Annotated in this window: 1 pseudogene; it reads left to right on the forward strand. The window is 65.3% G+C overall.

Going from position 1 to position 277, the window contains the following annotated elements:
* Nucleotides 1-277 (forward strand): annotated as a pseudogene (locus ACLQ3C_RS21660) (HNH endonuclease); the annotation flags it as partial.

Genomic DNA, 277 nt, shown 5'->3' on the forward strand with positions numbered 1-277 from the left:
CAGCAACTGAACACATTGCGCAACATGCTCGATCACTACGCGGCGAACCTGACCGGCGAGTTCGACCGCCTCAAGATAACCGCACCCCAAGGCCGGTCGGTGCGAGAACTGTTGATCTCCATGGGATTCGCGCCCGCTGTTGCCACCCGACTCGTTCGCGTCGGCACCGCCGAAGACATCGACGGACTCCATAAGCACACCGCCTACGGGTCGGTGTCCCTCGACCACGCCGACGCCGTCGTCCGCGGACTCACCCACATCGCCTCCCGCGCCGGCG

It is taken from the genome of Gordonia sp. DT30, from assembly GCF_049844915.1.
Classification (GTDB): domain Bacteria; phylum Actinomycetota; class Actinomycetes; order Mycobacteriales; family Mycobacteriaceae; genus Gordonia.